Source organism: Kosakonia sp. YIM B13571, from assembly GCF_042788095.1.
GTDB lineage: Bacteria > Pseudomonadota > Gammaproteobacteria > Enterobacterales > Enterobacteriaceae > Kosakonia > Kosakonia quasisacchari.
On sequence record NZ_JBHZPL010000002.1, the window covers coordinates 323,736 to 339,370 of the forward strand.

The following is a 15,635-nucleotide window of genomic DNA, read 5'->3' on the forward strand; positions in this document are numbered from 1 at the left end:
TTAGCCTCTCGCCAGGTGTGGGGCGCTTGTGCCACACAATGTGGTGTAAAGCGCGATCAGTTCATCGTCATGCGGGGTGCGTTTGCTGCTCTCAGCCACGCGGCGAATGGCGGGCAGCAGCAGGTCGATTTGCAGGGCGTTAAGGTGATAGCCCAGCCGGGTAAACACGCCTTCCACGGCCTGACGACCAGAGTGTTTACCGAGCACCAGCCGGTACTCACGCCCCATCAGCGCCGGGTCGATGGCCTGGTAGCTTTCGCGATCGCGCAGCAGGGCGGCGACATGCACGCCGGATTCGTGGGTGAATACCTGCGCGCCAACCAGCGGTTGTTGTGGGTCAATGGGGCGCCGGGCGGCATCGGCGACCTGCTGGCAGAGCAACGGTAATTGCGTGAAATCCACACCGCTATCCAGCCCCAGACAGCGGCTCAGACCGAGCGCGACGGTTTCCAGCGCGGCGTTTCCGGCGCGTTCGCCAAGACCCAGCACGGTCGTATTCACACTGGTTGCTCCGGCGCGTACCGCTGCCAGCGTATTGGCGGTCGCCATTCCGAGATCGTTATGGGCGTGCATTTCAATTTCACCGGACCAGCATTGGCGCAGGGCGCTGATGCGCTGTGTGGTGGTTAACGGGTCGAGCAGGCCAAGGGTATCGGCAAAACGCAACCGCTGTGCGCCTGCGCTGATGGCGACTTGCGCAATGTCCGCCAATGTCCGATCGCTGGCGCGTGAAGCGTCTTCGCAACCAATACAGACCTGTAACCCCTGGTGTCGCGCCTGTGCAATCAGTGTGGCCAGCTTATCCAGCACGACCGGCAGCGGTTCGCGCAATTTGTACTGCCGCAGCTTATCAGAGGCGGGCAGCGAGATATCCACCCAGTCCATGCCGAGATCGGCGCTCTGGGCGATTTCGTCGGTGTTCATGCGACACCAGGCCATTAGCGTGGCGTCAGGCAGTTGCTGGCGCACCTGGCGCATCCGTTGGCGTTCTTCGCGCCCCATCGCTGGCGTGCCGACTTCCAGCGCGGTCACGCCGGCGGCAAACAGCGCTTCGGCAATGGCGATTTTCTCGCTAGCGCAAAAGGCAACGCCGGGGCTCTGTTCGCCGTCGCGCAGCGTGGTGTCATTGATCAGTACGCTGGGCATGTTGCCGCCTTAGCCGTAAACCGGCGTAAATGTGGCGGGTGTCGGGCCTTCCTGCCAGTACGGGGAAAGTGCGCGCAGACGCGCAATAATGCCTGGCAGCGTCTCTATTACATAGTCGATCTCTTTTTCCCGCGTGTAGCGCGAGAGTGAAAAACGGATACTGCCATGCGCTGCCGTGTAGGGAATGTTCATTGCCCGCATCACATGCGACGGTTCCAGCGAGCCAGAGGTGCAGGCGCTGCCGCTGGAGGCGGCGATCCCGGCCTGGTTGAGGAGCAGTAAAATGGCTTCCCCTTCGATAAATTCAAACGCCAGGTTCGCCGTGCCAGGGACGCGAGGTTGATCGCCGCCCATCACCATCACTGACGGCACCTGTTTCACCAGTTCGTTTTGCAGGCGATCGCGCAGGCTGGCGATGCCTACGCTACCTGGCAGGTGTATCTGCGCCAGTTCACACGCTGCGCCCATGCCAACAATCCCGGCGATATTCTCAGTACCGGCGCGGCGACCACGCTCCTGATGCCCACCGCGCAACAGAGGACGAAAGCGCGTGCCACGACGCAAATAGAGGCAGCCAACACCCTTCGGGCCGTGCAGTTTATGCGCCGAGCAGGAGAGCATATCGATCTGCGTGCGAGCGATATCCAGTGGAATTTTGCCAACCACTTGTACCGCGTCGCAGTGAAACAGTGCGCCATATTCCTGCGCCATGGCGGCCATCTCAATAACCGGAAACAGTACGCCGGTTTCGTTATTCGCCCACATCACGCTCACCGCCGCCACACGTGTGCTCAGTGCGCGACGATACTGTTCCATATCCAGCGCGCCGCTGGTATTGACGCCAATGCGATGAATAAGGTAGCCCTGACGTTCCAGATGTTCACACACGGCGAGGGTGGCTGGGTGTTCAACGGCGGTGGTAATAATCTCCCGGCGCTCAGGCATCAACTCGATGCAGGCGTGCAGCGCGGTGCTGGTGGCTTCGGTTGCACAGGAGGTGAAGATGATTTCGCTGCTGTGATCGGCGCCCAGCAGCGCGGCGACTTGCTGGTGTGCGCGTTCAAGCGCGGCGCGGGAAGGGGTGCCAAAGTCGTGAATCGACGACGGGTTACCGTAATGTTCGGTTAAGAATGGCATCATCGCTTCCAGCACCATCGGGTCGATACGGGTGGTGGCGTTATTGTCCAGATAGACCTGTTTCATAGTTTCTCCCCCAACGGTTGAAATGTGGTGGCTCAGGCGGCCACAACGGTCATATAACAGCCGGTACGCTCCATCAGTTTTTGCTGCAGCCAGGCCAGCGTCATGTCGGTCATCATGCAGCCGCTGCAACTCCCGGAAAGGCTGACGGTCACGGTGTGATTGGCGACGCTCAGGAGCGACATATCGCCACCATCGGCCTGGATATGCGGGCGTAATTCGGTGATCGCATCGACCACTTCCTGCCAGTGCGGATCTTTCTCTGTGGCGACGGGAATAGCGGCCTGCGGGTGCTGCGCGAGAATATCGGTCAGCGCCAGTTCAATTTTTTCATGGCACGCGGTACAGCCGCCGCCCGCTTTGGTGTAGTTGATCACCTCTTCAAGGGTGGTCAGGCCATTGCTCAGTACCGCCCGGCGAATTTGCCCTTCATCGACGCCGAAGCATTTGCAAATCAGTGCGCCTTCTTCGTGATCATCTTCCAGCGTTTCGCCACGGTAATGGGCGATTGCCGCCCGCAGCGCCTCCTGACCCATCACCGAGCAGTGCATTTTTTGCGGCGGCAGGCCATCGAGGTAATCCGCAATCTGCTGGTTGGTCACTTGCTCGGCCTGCGCCAGCGTGCGGCCAATAATCAGCTCGGTGAGAGCGGAAGAGGAGGCAATCGCGCTGCCGCAGCCAAACGTCTGAAACCCGGCTTCGAGAATGGTTTCACTTTGCGGGTCTACTCGTAGCATCAGTCGCAGCGCATCGCCACAGCTCAACGATCCCACATCGCCCACGGCGTTGGCGTTATCTACCACCCGCGCGTTACGGGGATTAAAAAAATGATCTTTCACTTTCTCGGAGTAATTCCACATGTGCCTGGCTCCCAGGAGAGATGACGGAAAGCGCCGTTGCGCATTTCACCGCCTCAATCAACGGCGGGTTATGACAACCAAGCAAAAGCAGTACCAGAAGAGAAAAACGTTATATTTCAATAAATTAAAAATTGAGACCAACATAAAACTTTGCGCTGTGTCGCAATTTTATGTTGGCTTTGTCACACAACCGACATGGACTGTGTCTAATGCTCATCTTCTTCCTGCCATGTCTGTTCCTGCAGAAACTGGGCGAAGCGTTGCGGATTGCGGGCGGTTTTACGCTGCTCTTTGTCATACCAGTAGTGCTGAATTTCCTGTAACAACCCGGCAATCGTGGTTTCTTGTGGTACACGTACCGCGCGCACGCCGACTTGCAAAAGCTGGCGAAAAACAGCTTCACCAATCGCCACGCAGTAGAGCGTGACGCAATCTTCTAGCGCGTGAATGCGACAATTGAGCTTCTCTTGTTGGTGCCCGGCGAGCACGGAGAAATCCACCACCCGCAACAGCGTGACTTCGCTCTCTTTGACGCCATAGACCACTAATTTTGGCGTGGCGCCAAAGTGCTGATCCACATGGCGATAATCAGAACTGGCAAAGGCGACTTTCATTGACCATTCGTCCGAGCAAATAGTGCTGAACTGACGATTAACATGCGGCATACAGATCTCCTGGCGTAACGTTGTCGCCAAAGTGCTGGCGCAGCGGCGAGCGATAGGTTGCAAGGGGGTGATGGCGTTCACGCATCACATTCGCCAGTTCAAACAGCGTGTCACGAATGCCGCTATAGCCCTGGCGTACACGACGAAATTCTCCCAGACGGTCATAAACCGGGAAACCGGTGCGGATAAGCGACAAATCAAACTGTGTGGCGAGATCGGCGGCATGAGAGTTGGCCACCAGCAACGCGGCAGGCGTATCACACAGCAGATCCTGCATATCCTCCAGGTCGCCTATCACTACCGTTTCGACCGGCAGATGTTGCAATCCCGGTTGGCTGACCGGCGCGACAATCGGTCCAGGGATCATGCCCAGGCTGCGGGCGAAATCGCACCACGCCGCCAGGTGATCACCTTCTGCTGCCATGGCGATAGCGGCACCCTGTAGCCACATATGGCAATCGATCATCGCATCCTGAACTTGCCCGCGCTGGCGCTCAATCCACGCGGGGACATCCCGCCCGGAGAGCGTTTTCAATCGATGGATAAACGTGTCGCACGCTTCAAGCGTCATCAGATGTGGCAGGGTGATCACTTCGCCACGGCTGCGCTGCGCCAGTAACCCTGCTGCACGCCCCAGCGAGTTACCAATCACGAAGGTGGCCTGGTTTTGCCCCATCTGTTCAATCATGCGCAGCGACGTTCCTCCCTGGGTAACGGGCGAAAAATCACCGTTTGCCAGATGCCCATCCAGCGACAGCGACAGATCCGGCACAATCACCGGTTGCAGGCCAAAGGCTTCAACATAACTGCGTAGCAATTCGATATCGCCCGGCGTCAGTAAATGGCTGACCAGCAAGTTCACGCGGCGGTTGCGCAGGCTGGTGGCGGGCTGCGCGGGCACCCACTGTTCAATCATGCTTTCCAGCACTGCGCTGTAGCCGTTTTCCAGCGAGCCATAGAAATCCGGCGTGTTTACGGTGAGCAGCGCAACGCCTTTATGGCGGGGGAAATCGTCACGAAACTGGCGCACCACCCGAGAAATATCGCTGCCCTGGGCTTCTGAAAGCCCGGTGCTGAGCAGCACAATGGATTTCGCGGCGTTGCGCTGGCAGAGAACGTTGAGCGCGGTAAAAATGTTTTCATCGGCACCCATAATGGTGGATGTGGGGTCCATCGCCGTTGATTGCAGCGGAATGGGATCGTGAAAGTGTTGAATAAAGAAAACTTTCGCGAACGCACTGCACCCCTGTGCGCCGTGTACCAGCGGGATGCTCTGTTCGAATCCCAGGCTCGCAAGGATCGCGCCGAGCGGTTGGCCACTTTTTATCGGGCTGACCGCCAGCGGTTTTTTATTACGAAGAATTTCGGCCATTGTTAGCTCCTTATTGCCACGGCGCGCGGGTATGCGTTTGCGGCCAGACCGGGCTTTCCAGGGTCTGACAAAGTTGTTCGGCAAGGGTGATGATGCCGCGATAACCGGCAAAAGCGTGTTCACGTTCCTGGTTAATATCCAGAAAGGGCAGACGCGCTTTATAGGCGGTGTACATATTGCGTCCGCCAGCGATCATCATGTCGGCTTTGTAGCGATAGACCACATCCAGCAAGGAGCGGGCATTGCCCTCATCCAGCATGATAGCGTCATCGCCCATCAGTTCACGGATGCGCTGTTTATCCTCTTCGGTGGATTTACGGGTTCCGGTAGCGACGACCGTCATGCCGAGATCCTGCAGTGCCGAAACGACTGACCAGGATTTAACGCCGCCGGTATAGAGCAACACCTTCCTGCCGCGTAAACGTTCGCGCAGCGGCACCAGCGCCTGTTCTGCGGCGTGCTCCTCACGCGCGATCAGTTGCTCGGTTCGCGCCATTAAATCGTTATCGCCGGTGAGTGTTGCCAGCTGGCGCAGGGCATCGGAGGTGGCGCGAACGCCATAAAAACTGCCTTCAAACCACGGTGTGCCGTAGCGTTGCTCCAGCGATCTGGCGACATTAATCAGCGCTCTGGAGCAAACCAACATATTGACCTGCGCACGGTGCAACGTCTGGATCTCGGCAAAACGCCCGTCGCCGGAAAGGGAACCCAGGATGCGAATTCCCAGCTCATCCAGCAGCGGCTGGATATGCCAGAACTCTCCGGCGATGTTAAATTCGCCAATCAGGCCAATGTCATGGCGATGCGCCGGGGCAAAAGGCGTATTTTCCGGCCACGGCGCGGGTTCGCGTCCGCCGATGACTTTTTTCACCATCACGTCGCCCGCCAGGCGGTTACCCAGGTTTTTGCTACCGTAAAAACCGGCCACATCAACGGCAATCACGGGCACTCCGGTGGCGGTTGCCGCAGCCTGGCAGACAGCTTCAATGTCATCGCCTTCCATTGCCGGAACACAGGTGTTGTAAATAAATACCGCCGCCGGGTGATAGCGGTCGACAATATGGCGTACCGCGTGAAACAACCGCCGTTCGCCACGCCCCATGATGACATCCTGCTCGTTCAAATCGGTGGTGAATCCAAGCCGGTTGATGCGTGGACCAGAGCTCAGGCTGCCGCGGTTATCCCATGAACTACCGGCGCAGCCAATCGGGCCATGTACCAGATGCGCCACATCGGAAAACGGCAGCAGGGTGATTTGTGCGCCGTCGAAGGCGCAACCTCCGGCGGTGGCACCGGGTTTTGGCGCGCTACAGCCAGATTTCTGTTTATGGTTATGCTCGCAGGCAGGCTCATCGAGCAGCGCCAGGATATCGTTCCCCTTCATCATCACCTCATTTTCTGGTTGGGTTAGCGTTAACGGTGCAAATCGCAAGCCAGAAAGTAGTGATTGATTTTTAAGGAGAAAGTGTTGTGCGCTTTGTGACAAAGCAGACAATTGGCGCAATGCCCACGCCAAAAAAACGCCCCCATAGCGGGGGGCGTTTGGGGGCTAAAATACTCGTGCTTCCAGCGGATTCGCGCGCTCAAGTCGTTTCGCCAGCCACGGTGGTAACGGCCCGGCCAGCAAGCTCTGGATGGCAGCGCACTGGGACAAAATGGTATTGCCCGGTGCCACTTTCATTGGGTGAATATTATGACGAATCAACCGTGCGGCTGCCGGGCCGCCGATAGCTTCACAAAACAACAAATGGCAGTCGTTGAGCAACTGCGCGCGGATTTCGTTCGGTTCCTGGTTTTGCGGGTGAGAAGGGTAGCGGCGCAGGTCATGTAACCAGCCCCCCTGGTCATCAAATCCGTAGATAAAAAACAGCCGCCCCTGGCCGAAATGACCGTTAATGGTTAGCCCATCCTGCGAGCAGAAAGCAGCAATCAACTGCGGACGGCGGTTTTTGGCAGCCTGCACCTGCAAATGCGCCGGCAATTCGCCGCGCAGACAGGCTTTTACCCGCGCCCAGCGCCCGTTGGACATCAATGCTTCCGCATAAGGAAAATGGGCTTCCAGTAGCGGCAGTTCGAGCGCTGCCAGCCCATCGGGTGTCAGCACTTCATCACTGCTATGAGTGAGCCATGCCATGATTTGCGCCGGTTGCAGCTCCGGCAGGCACTGAAACAGCGCCAGCATCCGCCAGAACAGCGTATCGTTGTCGGACATTGCTCATCTCCTTATACCTGCGCGTCGCGGGTGGCACGCAGACTGAGTGGAAAAGTAGGGCGGCCAGGTTGCAGATTGACGTAATAACGGCGTCCACCTTCAAGTTCAAGCGCGCCGCCCCAGTGTTCCGGCGTGTCATGTTCAACCTGTACAACTCTGGCTTCCAGATCTTGTTTAGCGATATAGCAATACAGATCCGCGCCGCGCTGGCGAAGAATAACGACCGGCATAGAGCCTCCCGGGCCCCGCGTGACGCGGGGCATGTGATGGTTAACGGATAAGATCGAAGCTGTAGTCGGTTTTGCCGAGCTTGATGGTCTCTTTGTCTACTTTCTCCAGCACCGCATTCACCAGCGTAGTGAGAATGCTCATTGCGCCCTCATAGCCCCAGGTTGTCTGTCGGTGCAGATGGTGACGGTCGAACAACGGAAAACCGAGGCGGATCAGCGGGACTTCAAACTGTTCACCCTTGGCTAAGGTATCGCGCTGAATGAACTTGCCGTACGAGTTGCCAATCATAAAATCCGGCTGGCGGGTAAACATCAGCGAGCGAAAATGCCACAAGTCGCAGTTGATAAACACTTCGCTCTCCTGGCCGTACGGTGAGGCCTCGAGCATTTTCTTCATCGCTTTCTGCCAGCGTTTGTTGCCGTTGTGACAGAGGATAACGGTCGGTTCGCAGCCCAGTTCCAGCAGGAAACGGGTCAATCCCATGACAAAATCCGGGTCGCCAAACAGACCGAATTTTTTACCGTGTAGCCAGGTGTGAGAGTCGAGCATCATATCGACCAGCCGCCCGCGCTCCAGCGCCAGCGTATCGGGGATGGCCTTACCGGTTAACTGGCTAATCGCCATCAACAGTTCGTCTGTTCCTGCCAGCCCAACGGGAATGGAAACCTCGGTGGCAGGCTGTTTCCACATCTCCTGCACCACTTTTTTGGTTTTCACCAGTTGCCAGGGTTGCAGCAGCAGCGTGTCGATAGCGTCCGGCGCCTCGCGCATCTCTTGCTGCGTTGTACCACCTGCGTACATCTGGTAATGCCCGTTGGCAGGAGTATCAAGCACTTCCGACGGATCGGAGAGCAAACTTGCCTGCACCTCCATTTGCTCCATCATGCGTTTCAGCACACGGAAATTACCGAGATAGGTTTCAAACCCGGTCACCAGGTTAAGGCGTGAAATTTTACCGGGTTGTGCTTCATGGCTTGCCGTAAAGGTACGGGCAAAGCCTTCAAACATGTTGTCCCAGCCGGTGATATGGCTACCAATGAAACTGGGGGTATGTGCATAGGGCACGGGGATGGCGGCATCCAGGATACCATCTTTTTTGGCGTTAGCGATAAAGGCCTGCAAATCATCACCGATCACTTCCGCCATACAGGTGGTAGAGACGGCGATAATCTCCGGTTTATACAGCGCGCTGGCGTTTTGTAAGCCGGTGTTGAGGTTGTTATTCCCGCCGAACACCGCCGCGTCTTCCGTCATCGAATCTGATACGCAAGCCACCGGTTCTTTAAAATGGCGGTTAAAGTAAGTACGGAAATAGGCCACACAACCTTGCGAACCGTGCACATACGGTAGGGTATTGGCAAACCCCAGCGAACAGAGCACCGCGCCCAGCGGCTGGCAGGCTTTCGCCGGGTCGATAGTCAGCGCTTCGCGTTTGAAGTTCAGCGCTTCGTATTCCGGGGTGGTGGTCCATTGAAAAACTTCCTGCACACGCTCCGGCGAGTGTGCCTCTTCGAATGCCCGTTTACCGGCAAATAACGTCTGGTAAGCATCCTGTTCAAACAGGGGATGGCAATTCTGTATTTTCTCAGCAGTCTGGCTCATGGTGTTCTCCTCCCGCGCCACAAATCGGTGAACAAGCGGGATAACAGGATAAAAATCAGGCGGATTTCAGCCACGGCGCGGTCAACTGGCCCCAGGCGGGGTTGTTGAGCGTCATATCCATATCGCGGGCGAAGATGGCGAAGCCGTCATAGCCGTGGTACGGGCCGGAGTAATCCCAGGAGTGCATCTGGCGAAACGGCACACCCATTTTCTGAAAGATGTATTTTTCTTTGATGCCGGAACCGATGAGATCCGGTTTCAGCGCGTTGACAAACGCCTCCAGCTCATAACTGCTGGCGTCATCAAACAGCAGCGTGCCTTCTTTCAGATCCGGCAGAGTGCGGTCGTAATCATCGTTATGACCAAACTCGTAACCGGCGGCGATGATCTCCATCCCCAGGTCTTCATAGGCACCAATCACATGGCGCGGACGCAGCCCGCCCATATAGAGCAGCACTTTGCGACCCTCCAGTCGTGGGCGATATTTGGCGATAATGGCGTCGTTTTGCGCCTGGTATTTGGCGATCACCGCTTCGGCGTTAGCGCGAATGGTGTCGTCAAACTGGTCGGCGATTTTGCGCAGCGATTCCGCGATTTTCGTCGGGCCAAAGAAGTTGTATTCCATCCACGGAATACCGTACTTCTCTTCCATATGGCGCGAGATGTAGTTCATTGAGCGGTAGCAGTGCACCAGGTTCAATTTGACGAACGGTGTGTTTTCCATCTCCACCAGCGTGCCGTCGCCAGACCACTGCGCCACTACCCGCAACCCCATCTCTTCGAGCAAAATGCGCGATGCCCAGGCATCGCCACCGATGTTGTAATCGCCGATGATCGCCACATCGTAAGGGGTGGTTTCGAACGGTTTGCCTTCGCGGTTATCCAGCACCCAGTCGCGGATCACATCGTTGGCAATATGGTGACCGAGGGATTGCGACACACCGCGAAAGCCTTCGCAACGCACCGGAATAACCGGTTTGTTGATCGCTTTGCGGCTGGCGTTAGCGACAGCCTCAATGTCATCGCCAATCAGGCCGACCGGGCATTCCGACTGGATTGAAATGCCTTTGGTCAGCGGGAACAGCTCTTCCAGCTCTTCAATCAGTTTGGTGAGCTTCTTGTCGCCGCCAAACACGATATCGCGCTCCTGGAAATCGGAGGTGAAGTTGAGCGTGCCGAAACTGTCCACGCCGCTGACGCCGGTATAGTAGTTACGCCGTCCGGCGCGGGAGTATTGCCCGCAGCCGATCGGGCCGTGCGAGATATGCGCCATATCCTTTATTGGCCCAAATACCACCCCTTTCGAACCGGCATACGAGCAGCCGCGCACGGTCATCACGCCCGGCTGCGATTTGCGGTTAGAGATGATGCACTTGCCGACGCTTTCCTGCTCCGGGTCTGTCACCATCATGTGTTTTCTGCGTTCTTTACGCGTCTTCTCCGGGAAAACCTCCAGCACCTGCTCGATGATCTCCAGGTTACGTTCGCCTGTTGCATTGCTCATGGGAGTGCTCCTGTCGTCAGACGGCGTTTTCTTCGGCGGCGGTTTTACCAATGATGCTGGTGTCTTCCACATCCATAATGCCGAACTCCATCAGCAGTTCTTCCAGCTCATCCATGGTGCAGGGGGTTGGCACCACCATTTTGGTGTTGTTGACGATCTTGCTGGCAAGGTCGCGATATTCATTCGCCTGATTGCAGGTCGGGTCATATTCGATAACCGTCATACGGCGGATTTCCGCACGCTGCACGATGTTGTCGCGGGGAACAAAGTGGATCATTTGCGTACCGAGTTTTTCTGCCAGCGCAATGATGAGCTCATCTTCGCGGTCGGTCTGGCGCGAGTTACAAATCAGCCCACCGAGGCGCACTTTGCCGGATTTGGCATACTTCACGATGCCTTTGGAGATGTTATTGGCGGCGTACATTGCCATCATTTCACCAGAGCAGACGATGTAGATCTCCTGCGCTTTGTTTTCACGAATCGGCATGGCGAAACCACCGCATACCACGTCGCCCAGCACGTCGTAAAAAACAAAATCCAGATCCGGAACGTAAGCGCCTTCTTCTTCCAGGAAGTTAATCGCGGTGATTACCCCACGACCCGCACAGCCAACGCCTGGCTCCGGGCCGCCGGATTCCGCACAGCGCACGCCGCCGTAACCGATTTGCAGCACGTCTTCTAACTCCAGATCTTCCACGGAACCGACTTCGGCGGCCATCTCCATAATGGTGTTCTGCGCTTTCGCATGCAGGATCAATCGCGTGGAGTCGGCTTTCGGATCACAGCCGACAATCATTACTTTTTTACCCATCTCCGCCAGCGCGGCGACCAGGTTTTGTGTGGTGGTCGATTTGCCGATCCCACCTTTGCCGTAAATGGCGCATTGACGCATGGTCATGGTGTTTCTCCTGTTGGTTATGTGTTTGCCACATTACCTTGTGCAGGGAACATACCAGCCATGCCAGAGTGGTTAATGATTTGATTTTTAATGTTTTATTATTTTTTGGCTTCGAAGGGAAGGAACAAAGAGTTCACAAACATCTGACCAATTGTACGAAACAGCACAATTCTGTTTGCGGCCGCTGCCCGCTCTGCAGGGCGTCACACTTTGTCGGCAGTTCAACAAGCTGTCGTGTTCGCTGTCTTATTCCACGCAATCCATTTCCCGCCCCGGTTTCTAATTGCTTGTATTCACTGCAATAACTGAAATGGCACAGGCTGTGCAATAGCGAAGGCATCACCACCTCTAAGAACCGAGGAACGAGCAATGTCCGGAAAGATGAAAACGATGGATGGCAACGCGGCGGCAGCCTGGATCTCCTATGCCTTTACTGATGTCGCAGCGATTTACCCCATTACGCCCTCCACACCAATGGCGGAAAACGTGGATGAGTGGGCAGCGGCGGGCAAGAAAAATTTGTTTGGTCAGCCGGTCCGTTTAATGGAGATGCAGTCGGAAGCGGGTGCGGCGGGAGCGGTACACGGCGCGCTACAGGCCGGGGCACTCACCACAACGTACACCGCATCGCAGGGGTTGTTATTAATGATCCCTAATTTGTACAAAATCGCCGGTGAACTGCTGCCCGGTGTGTTTCACGTGAGCGCGAGGGCGCTGGCGACAAATTCGCTGAATATTTTTGGCGATCATCAGGACGTAATGGCGGTGCGTCAGTGCGGCTGCGCGATGCTGGCCGAGAGCAATGTCCAGCAGGTGATGGATCTCTCGGCGGTGGCGCATCTGTCGGCAATCAAAGGCCGTGTGCCGTTTATTAACTTCTTCGACGGTTTTCGTACCTCGCACGAGATCCAGAAAATCGAGGTACTGGAGTATGACGAACTCTCTCCGCTGCTGGATAGCGATGCGCTGAACCGTTTTCGCCGTAATGCGCTTAATCCGGAACATCCGGTGATTCGCGGGACGGCGCAAAACCCGGATATCTACTTCCAGGCACGCGAAGCGTCTAACCGCTATTACGATGCGTTGCCAGAAATTGTCGAAAACTATATGGGGGAAATTTTCGCCATCACCGGGCGCGAATACCACTTGTTTGATTACTACGGCGCGCAAGATGCTGAACAAATTATTGTGGCGATGGGTTCCGTGTGCGACACCATTTCGGACGTCGTAGACGCACTTTGCGACAGCGGCGAAAAAGTCGGCCTGGTGACGGTGCATCTGTTTCGGCCGTTTTCGCTGGCGCACTTCTTCGCCAGAATCCCGCCCAGCGTGAAACGCATTGCGGTGCTCGATCGCACCAAAGAGCCCGGAGCGCAGGCGGAGCCTTTATGTCTGGATGTGAAAAATGCGTTTTACCACCATGATAACGCGCCGTTAATTGTCGGCGGTCGTTACGGGCTGGGCGGTAAAGATGTGCTGCCGGGGGATATTGTCTCGGTGTTTGAAAACCTGAAAAAACCGTTGCCAAAAGATAACTTTACGCTGGGTATTTTTGACGACATCACGCACACCTCGCTGCCGATGCCTTCGTATGATGTGCAGGTTTCTCGTGAGGGGATCACCGCGTGTAAATTCTGGGGGCTGGGATCGGATGGCACCGTCAGCGCCAATAAGAGCGCGATTAAGATAATCGGTGATAACACGCCGATGTATGCGCAAGCCTATTTTGCGTACGACTCGAAAAAATCTGGCGGCATTACTGTGTCGCATCTGCGTTTTGGTGAACGGCCCATCACCTCGCCCTATCTGATCAACAAAGCTGATTTTATCGCCTGTTCGCAGCAATCCTATGTCGATAAATATGATCTGCTGGAGGGGTTAAACCCCGGCGGGACATTTCTGCTCAACTGTACCTGGTTTGGCGAAGAGCTGGAGGCGCGGCTGCCTAACGCGATGAAGCGCTATATTGCGCGCCAGGGGATCCGCTTTTATACCCTCAATGCGGTGGACATAGCCCGCAGGCTGGGGCTGGGTGGGCGTTTTAATATGCTGATGCAGTCGGCGTTTTTTAAACTGGCGGGCATTATCGAACCCCAGACGGCGTCGGGTTATCTGAAGCAGGCCGTCGAGAAATCTTACGGGCGCAAGGGCCAGAAAGTGGTGGAAATGAACAATGCCGCCATCGATCTCGGCATGGAGGCGCTGCAGGAAGTGATGGTGCCGGAGCGCTGGGCATGGCTGGAAGAGAATACCCGCGAGGATACGCGCCTGATGCCGGACTTTATTCGCGATATTCTTGAACCAATGAATCGCCAGTGCGGCGATAAACTGCCCGTCAGCGCCTTTATCGGCCGGGAAGATGGCACGTTCCCACCCGGCACCGCCGCCTGGGAGAAACGCGGCATCGCCATGCAGGTGCCGGTCTGGAACCCCGAAGGCTGCACCCAGTGCAATCAATGTGCGTTTATTTGCCCGCATGCGGCGGTGCGTCCGGCGCTACTGGATGAGGCCGAGCGGCAAGCCGCGCCGATTGCGCTGTTGAGCCAACCCGCTCAGGGGGCAAAAGGGTATGAATACCACCTGGCGATTTCACCATTGGATTGTTCCGGGTGCGGTAACTGTGCGGATATCTGTCCGGCAAAAGGCAAGGCACTGACCATGCAACCGCTGGAGAGCCAGCAAGCGATGGTTCCTATTTGGGATCATGCGTTAGGTTTATCGCCCAAAGCCAATCCCTTCAGCAAAACGACCGTCAAAGGTAGCCAGTTTGAAACGCCGCTGCTGGAGTTTTCCGGCGCGTGCGCAGGGTGCGGAGAGACGCCGTATGCGCGGCTGGTCACGCAACTGTTTGGCGACCGAATGATGATCGCGAATGCCACAGGTTGCTCGTCAATCTGGGGAGCCAGCGCACCGTCCATTCCGTGGACGACAAACCATAAAGGCCAGGGACCGGCGTGGGCGAACTCGCTGTTTGAAGATAATGCCGAATATGGCCTTGGCATGATGCTGGGCGGACGCGCATTACGCGAACAGATCGCCAGCGATGCGTTAAACGCGCTGGAAGCGCCGCTTGGCGCAGATCTTGAACAGGCGCTGCGCCAGTGGCTGGAACATAAAGATCTGGGCGAAGGGACACAGGAGCGCGCCGGGCAGCTCAGCGCGTTACTTGAACAGGAGAAGGGCGACGACCCGCTGCTCAACCGGCTCTATCAAAACCGCGACTATTTCGCCAAGCGCTCGCAGTGGATTTTTGGCGGCGATGGCTGGGCGTATGACATTGGCTTTGGCGGGCTGGATCATGTGCTGGCCTCCGGCGAGGATGTCAATATTCTGGTGTTTGATACCGAGGTTTACTCCAATACTGGCGGGCAGTCGTCAAAATCGACTCCTGCGGCAGCCATTGCCAGATTTGCCGCTGAAGGCAAGCGTACGCGCAAAAAAGATCTCGGCATGATGGCGGTTAACTACGGCAATGTGTATGTCGCGCAGGTGGCGATGGGCGCGGATAAAGCCCAGACGTTGCGGGCGATTGCCGAGGCAGAAGCCTGGCCCGGACCGTCGCTGGTGATTGCCTATGCCGCATGCATCAACCACGGGTTAAAAACCGGGATGGGATGCAGTATGCGCGAGGCGAAACGGGCGGTTGACGCGGGCTACTGGCATTTATGGCGTCATAACCCGCAACTGCTGGCAAAAGGGAAAAACCCGTTTATTCTCGACTCCGACGAGCCGGAAGAGGATTTTCGCGAGTTTCTGCTCGGCGAAGTGCGCTATGCCTCACTTGAACGCATCTCGCCTTCACTGGCCGAACAGCTGTTTGCGCAAACGGAACAGGATGCCCGGCAGCGTTTTGCCCAGTATCAGCGCCTGGCGGGGGAGTAAGCCCTGAAGCCCGGCGGTGCAGCAACGGCCGGGCTGATATGCACCCGCAGTAGATATTGCGGA

At 56.6% G+C, this 15,635-nt stretch carries 12 protein-coding genes; 1 reads left to right on the forward strand and 11 read right to left on the reverse strand.

Annotated features, from left to right (window positions below):
* The 11 genes from nifV to nifH all read right to left on the reverse strand — a co-directional run bounded on the left by nifV (position 1) and on the right by nifH (position 11,690).
* Positions 1–1,146 (reverse strand): homocitrate synthase, encoded by a 1,146-nt coding sequence (gene nifV / locus ACFX4O_RS06675; RefSeq protein ID WP_380207824.1) that lies wholly within the window; start codon positions 1,144–1,146, stop codon positions 1–3.
* Positions 1,147–1,155: 9 nt separating this feature from the next.
* Entirely contained in the window at positions 1,156–2,349 is a 1,194-nt protein-coding gene (gene nifS / locus ACFX4O_RS06680; protein ID WP_380207825.1) for a cysteine desulfurase NifS, read from the reverse strand.
* Positions 2,350–2,381: 32 nt separating this feature from the next.
* On the reverse strand, positions 2,382–3,206 hold the full coding sequence (gene nifU, locus ACFX4O_RS06685; protein WP_380207826.1) for a Fe-S cluster assembly protein NifU: 825 nt from the start codon (positions 3,204–3,206) through the stop codon (positions 2,382–2,384).
* Between the two features lie 206 nt (positions 3,207–3,412).
* Positions 3,413–3,871: a NifB/NifX family molybdenum-iron cluster-binding protein gene (locus ACFX4O_RS06690; RefSeq protein WP_131411163.1), complete on the reverse strand. Its 459-nt coding sequence runs from the start codon at positions 3,869–3,871 to the stop codon at positions 3,413–3,415.
* Positions 3,858–5,243 (reverse strand): nitrogenase iron-molybdenum cofactor biosynthesis protein NifN, encoded by a 1,386-nt coding sequence (nifN, locus tag ACFX4O_RS06695; RefSeq protein WP_380207827.1) that lies wholly within the window; start codon positions 5,241–5,243, stop codon positions 3,858–3,860. The genes ACFX4O_RS06690 and nifN overlap by 14 nt, the downstream gene beginning before the upstream one ends.
* Positions 5,244–5,253: 10 nt before the next feature.
* Complete coding sequence (gene nifE / locus ACFX4O_RS06700; protein ID WP_380208039.1) at positions 5,254–6,627, reverse strand: nitrogenase iron-molybdenum cofactor biosynthesis protein NifE; 1,374 nt, start codon at positions 6,625–6,627, stop codon at positions 5,254–5,256.
* A gap of 165 nt (positions 6,628–6,792) precedes the next feature.
* Complete coding sequence (locus ACFX4O_RS06705) at positions 6,793–7,455, reverse strand: NifB/NifX family molybdenum-iron cluster-binding protein (RefSeq protein WP_380207828.1); 663 nt, start codon at positions 7,453–7,455, stop codon at positions 6,793–6,795.
* A gap of 11 nt (positions 7,456–7,466) precedes the next feature.
* On the reverse strand, positions 7,467–7,685 hold the full coding sequence (gene nifT / locus ACFX4O_RS06710; RefSeq protein ID WP_131411157.1) for a putative nitrogen fixation protein NifT: 219 nt from the start codon (positions 7,683–7,685) through the stop codon (positions 7,467–7,469).
* A gap of 40 nt (positions 7,686–7,725) precedes the next feature.
* A complete protein-coding gene (gene nifK, locus ACFX4O_RS06715) occupies positions 7,726–9,288 on the reverse strand; it encodes a nitrogenase molybdenum-iron protein subunit beta (RefSeq protein ID WP_380207829.1) in 1,563 nt (520 codons plus the stop codon).
* A 55-nt stretch (positions 9,289–9,343) separates the two neighbouring features.
* The gene (nifD, locus tag ACFX4O_RS06720; RefSeq protein ID WP_380207830.1) at positions 9,344–10,792 is read right to left on the reverse strand and encodes a nitrogenase molybdenum-iron protein alpha chain; all 1,449 of its coding nucleotides are present in this window, start codon (positions 10,790–10,792) and stop codon (positions 9,344–9,346) included.
* A 16-nt stretch (positions 10,793–10,808) separates the two neighbouring features.
* The gene (gene nifH / locus ACFX4O_RS06725) at positions 10,809–11,690 is read right to left on the reverse strand and encodes a nitrogenase iron protein (RefSeq protein ID WP_380207831.1); all 882 of its coding nucleotides are present in this window, start codon (positions 11,688–11,690) and stop codon (positions 10,809–10,811) included.
* Between the two features lie 369 nt (positions 11,691–12,059).
* Here nifH and nifJ point away from each other — a divergent pair, with 369 nt between their 5' ends.
* Positions 12,060–15,572, forward strand: a complete 3,513-nt coding sequence (gene nifJ, locus ACFX4O_RS06730; protein WP_380207832.1) for a pyruvate:ferredoxin (flavodoxin) oxidoreductase — start codon at positions 12,060–12,062, stop codon at positions 15,570–15,572.
* Positions 15,573–15,635 lie beyond the last annotated feature (63 nt).